The following is a 4,763-nucleotide window of genomic DNA, read 5'->3' as shown; positions in this document are numbered from 1 at the left end:
CCGGTCGAGGAATCCGCCGCGCCGGGCCACGGCGCGGCCGGGGGCCGAGGGGTCGTCGCTCCAGAACGCGTCGGCGTTCCAGCGGTCCGCGGGGACGTCGCCGATCGCTTCCGCGCCCGCGAGGAGGAGGTCCCAGAACGCGGCTGGGTTCTTTGCGCCCGGGAAACGGCACGACAGACCCACCACTGCGATCGGCTCGTTGCGCGGCCTGCCAGATTCAGAAAGCACGATGCCCGGTCTCCGTTTCGTCACACGCAGAAATCACACACGTCACACGCTGGGCGGGGTGTTGCGCCCGTGCCCGATCCCGCTGTCCGGTCTGTCACCTTCGTCAGCTGGGCTAAAGCCGCTCTTGCGGGGCCGCGAGGGCGGCGGCGCTAGGGCACGGCCGGTGCGGCCAGGGCCGGCGCCGCGGCGTCGGCGTCGAGGTCCAGGGGCAGATCACGGCGCCGTGACACCTGCAACTTGCGGTAGACGCGGGTGAGATGCTGTTCGACGGTGCTGGCAGTGATGAACAGCTGGGCGGCGATCTCGCGGTTGGTGTATCCGGCGGCGGCCAGCGCCGCGACGCGTCGTTCCGAGGCGCTCAGGCACGCGGCCCGCTGCTCGCTTCGGGTGCTGCGCCCGGGCGGCGGTGCGCCCGGCGGGCGGCCCGGCAGTATCTCCTCGCACAGCGGGCGCGCCCCGCAGTCCGCCGCCAGGGTCCAGGCGCGCCGGACGAGGGCCCCGGCGCGGGCGCCCTCGCCGAGGGTCTGCAGGGCCCGGCCGAGGTCGGCGAGGGCTTTCGCGAGTTCCAGCCGGTCGCCGCAGGCGCGGAGTTCGGCGACCGCCCGGGCCAGAGTGCGGGCCCGTTCGCGGGGCGGCTCGGTCGCCGCCCGCAGGCGCAGCGCGACGCCGTGCGGGCGCGCTCCCCTCGCGGCGGGCAGGGCCAGCTGCTCGCTGATCAGGGCGGCGGCCTCGTGACGGCGGCCGGTGCGCAGGAGCGCCTCGGCGGCGTCGGTGCGCCAGGGATGCTGGCGGGGGCGGTCCAGGCCCCACCGGGCGGCGAGCCGTCCCGCCTCCCGGAAGGCGTCCAGGGCGGCCTCGGGGCGGTGGGTGGCCAGGAGGTACTGTCCGCGGGCGCGCAGCAGCGCCGGCGTGTGGACGGTGGGCGCCGCGGTGTCGGGGGTCAGGGGTTCGAGGTGGCGTGCCGCCTCCTCGTAGCGGCCCAGGGCGGTGAGCGCCATGACCTGGACGGCGGCCGGCGCGAGGCGGAAACGGCCGCCGCGTCCGGTGACGGCCCGCGCGGCCGCGGCGGCGGCCTGTTCGGCGCCGGCGAGGTCGCCCAGGTGCAGGAGCGCCTCGCCCTGCAGCGCCGCGTACACGGCGTGCCAGCCGGGGGCCCGGCGCCGGGTGGCGTGTGCGCTCAGGCGGCGGGCGAAGGCTGCGGCGTGGCGTGGGCGGCCGGTGTGGATGAGGGTGCGTAACGCCTGGGCGAGGGCGTCGTGGGTGGCGGGGCCGGCGGGAGCGGTGGTCAGGAAGCGTTCGGCGTCGTGCGGGTCGGCGTCGTGGCCGGGGTGGGTCCACAGCGCGGCGCAGACGCGAAGGTGCCCACCACCGGGCGGGGAGAGCGCACCACCGGGCAGGATGGGTCCACCACCGGGCAGGGTGGGTGCACCACCGGGCGAGGAGAGCACACCGCCGGGCGGCGTGGGTCCACCACCGGACAGGGTGGGTCCACCGCCCGGCAGGGAGAGCGCACCACCGGGCGGGGTGGCTGCACCGCCGGGCGAGGAGAGCACACCGCCGGGCGAGGTGGCTGCACCGCCGGGCAGGGTGGGTCCACCACCGGGCAGGGTGGGTGCACCACCGGGCGAGGTGGCTGCACCGCCGGGCAGGGCGGGTCCACCACCGGGCGAGGTGGCTGCACCGCCGGGCAGGGCGGGTCCCCCACCGGGCGAGGCGAGCACACCGCCGGGCGAGGTGGCTGCACCGCCGGGCAGGGTGGGTCCACCGCCGGGCGAGAAGAGCGCACCACCGGGCAGGGTGGGTGCACCGCCGGGCAGGGTGGGTGCACCGCCGGGCGAGGAGAGCGCACCACCGGGCGAGGAGAGCGCACCACCGGGCGAGGAGAGCGCACCACCGGGCGAGGTGGCTGCACCGCCGGGCAGGGCGGGTCCACCACCGGGCAGGGCGGGTCCACCGCCGGGCGAGGAGAGCGCACCGCCGGGCGGGGTGGGTGCACCGCCGGGCGAGGTGAGCACACCACCGGGCGGGGTGGCTGCACCGCCGGGCGGGGTGGGGTTCTCGTCCGGCGGGGTGGGGTTCTCGTCCGGCGGGAGCGCGAACAGGTCCCGCAGCACGGTGGCGCCGGGTGTGCGGGCCAGGGCTTCGGCGGCTTCCTCGATGCGTCCCTGGGCGGTCAGGAGGCGGGCCAGGGACGCGGTCGCGGCGGGTGAGAGGCGCCCGGCGCGCAGTTCGGCCAGGGGCTCGTCAAGGTGGCCCTCGGCCGCTGCCGGGCTCATCTTCCAGGTGAGGGCGGCGAGTTGGAGGGCGATGTCGGTGCGGGCGCGGGAGTCGGCCCGGTGGGCGCAGGCGGTGTGGGCGAGCTGGAGACAGGCCGCGGCGCGTTCGCTTTCGCCGCCCGCCATGGCCTGGCGGGCCGCTTCGCGCAGGGCCTGCACGGCCCAGTCCTCGTCGATGTCGCCGGCGGCCCGCAACAGGCCCGCGACGGCGTCCGCCCGGGCCTGTGTCTCATGGAGCACGCGGGCGGCCTGCCGGTGCAGCCTTTGCTGGGCGGCCGGCGGCAGAGCGGCGAGCGCCGCCGCGCGGGCCAGCGGGTGACGCAGCCGCCGGCCGCGGGTGAGGCCCGTCGCGGCGAGCGCGCTGAAAGCGGGAGCCAGGCCCTCGGGCGAGGCGTGCAGCAGGCGGGCCGCCCGCTCGACGCTCGCGTGGTCGCCCAGAACGGCGAGCGCGCGGGCCAGACGTACGACGGGAGCGGGACAGCGCTGCAGACAGGCGTGCACGGCACGGGCGAAGGGACCGCCCGGCTGCGGGTCGTGACCGCTCTCGCCGAGCAGGGCCTGCACCAGCAGCGGGTTGCCGCCGCTGGCGTCGTGCACACGCTCGACGAGACCCTCGTGCGGCCGCCCGCCGCCATGGCGGCGCAGCAGACGTGCAGTGTCGGAACGGGCCAGCAGGCCGACCCTGACCCGGACCACGGCGGGATGCCCCAGCAACACGCTCTCCAGGACCGGACCCAGCGGCTGCGTGACGTCGACGGCGAGCACCAGCAACAGACCGGCCTGCCCGCCGGCCCGCCGCACCGACCCGGCCAGCACCGCCAGCCGGGCCTGGAAGACGGCATCCGCACAACCCACGTCGTCCACACACCACACCCTCACCACACCAAAACCGCCCAACCCCACCAAACCCTCAAGGCCCACCGAACCCACCGAACCCACCGAACCGACCAGACCATCCGAGCCGTCCGAGCCGACCATGCCGTCCGGGCCGCCCATGCCGTCGAGGCCGTCGAGGCCGTCGAGGCCGACCGGGCCGTCCGGGCCGCCCAGACCGTCCGGGCCCTCGAGGCCGACCAGGCCGTCCGAGCCGTCGAGGGCCGACAGCCCGGCGGGACGCGCCGGACAGCCGGCGTCCACGACGAGGGCCCCACGACGTCGAGCCGTGTCCGCGCAGTACCGCAGCAACGCCGACTTACCGCAGCCCGGAGCGCCTTCCACCAACACCACGGCGAAAGCACCCCGCATACAGGCGTCCAACACGCCCTCGATACAGGCGCGCTCCTCGTCCCGGCCCAGCAGTGTCATGAACAGCAGACTAGGCAGAACCACCACCCCTACAAGCCCCACAAACGCTGACCGCAACCTGCCATGCAACAACTCCCCCCACCCCAACCCGACCACCACTCCCCAGCCCAACCACCACTCCCCAGCCCAGCCGCCGCCACCTACGGCCTTTCGTTTGGATCATCTGGCGGACCAAAGGAAGATCCCCGCGATGTGCAGCCCGGCCCAGGTTGATGGCCGCGGTCTTCTCGTAGCGGGTGGCGAGCCCTCGCCACTGCTTCCAACGGTTGATGCAGCGTTCGACCGTGTTGCGCTGCTTGTATGCCTCGCGGTCGAAGGCGGGTGGCCTGCCACCCCGGCTGCCGCGCCGCAGACGGTGTCCGCGTTGATCGGCCGGCACGGGGATGACTGCCCGGATGCCGCGCCGGCTGAGGTGTTCAAGGATGGCCTGCGACGATTACGCCTTGTCTGCGAGGACGGCTTCTGGTCGGGTCCGGGGCCGTCCACGCCTTCGAAAAACACGCAGCCGGGCCATCACGTCAGCGAAGGCAGGCGCGTCACCGGCCTGTCCACCGGTGAGATGGAAGGCCAAAGGTCGGCAGTTGCCGTCGGCCGCAAGGTGGATCTTCGTGGTCAGCCCGCCGCGGGACCGGCCGATGGCATGGTCTGCCGGCTCGCCGGCCGGGGCCCTTTTTTGCGGCCCCAGGCCGCTTGCTGGTGGGCCCGCACGATGGTGGAGTCCACCGAGACGGCCCAGTTGAGGTCTTCCTCGGCGTCAGCCTGCGCAATGAACGTAGTGAAGACCCGTTCCCAGGTGCCGTCGACGGCCCACATGCGCAGCCGGTTGTAGATCCCTCGCCAATTGCCGTACCTCTCGGGGGGTGTCTCTATGTCTTTCGTCAAGGACGTAGTGCCGGGTTTGGTGCTGTTTGGGATGGTCATGCGGCGAGGGTGATGGTGGGGGTGCGGGACTCA

The 4,763-nt window shown here is 74.8% G+C and carries 2 protein-coding genes and 1 pseudogene; all 3 read right to left on the bottom strand.

The window, feature by feature from the left end; all coding sequences use genetic code 11:
* Nucleotides 1–228: beta-ketoacyl synthase N-terminal-like domain-containing protein (locus tag ACN6LD_RS41825; RefSeq protein ID WP_319198367.1), on the bottom strand; the 228-nt coding region annotated here is incomplete at its 3' end.
* 149 nt (nucleotides 229–377) lie between these two features.
* Nucleotides 378–3,809: a LuxR C-terminal-related transcriptional regulator gene (locus ACN6LD_RS41820; RefSeq protein WP_445045900.1), complete on the bottom strand. Its 3,432-nt coding sequence runs from the start codon at nucleotides 3,807–3,809 to the stop codon at nucleotides 378–380.
* A gap of 159 nt (nucleotides 3,810–3,968) precedes the next feature.
* Nucleotides 3,969–4,631 (bottom strand): annotated as a pseudogene (locus ACN6LD_RS41815) (IS5 family transposase); the annotation flags it as partial.
* Between the last annotated feature and the right edge of the window lie 132 nt (nucleotides 4,632–4,763).

Source organism: Streptomyces sp. SAS_272, from assembly GCF_052543235.1.
The sequence above is the reverse complement of the archived record's forward strand: the minus strand, read 5'-3'. Positions and strand labels throughout refer to the sequence as shown.

Coding starts and splice junctions, on each gene's coding strand:
- ACN6LD_RS41820 (WP_445045900.1), bottom strand. CDS start 3,809: ATGACACTGCTGGGCCGGGACGAGGAGCGCGCCTGTATCGAGGGCGTG.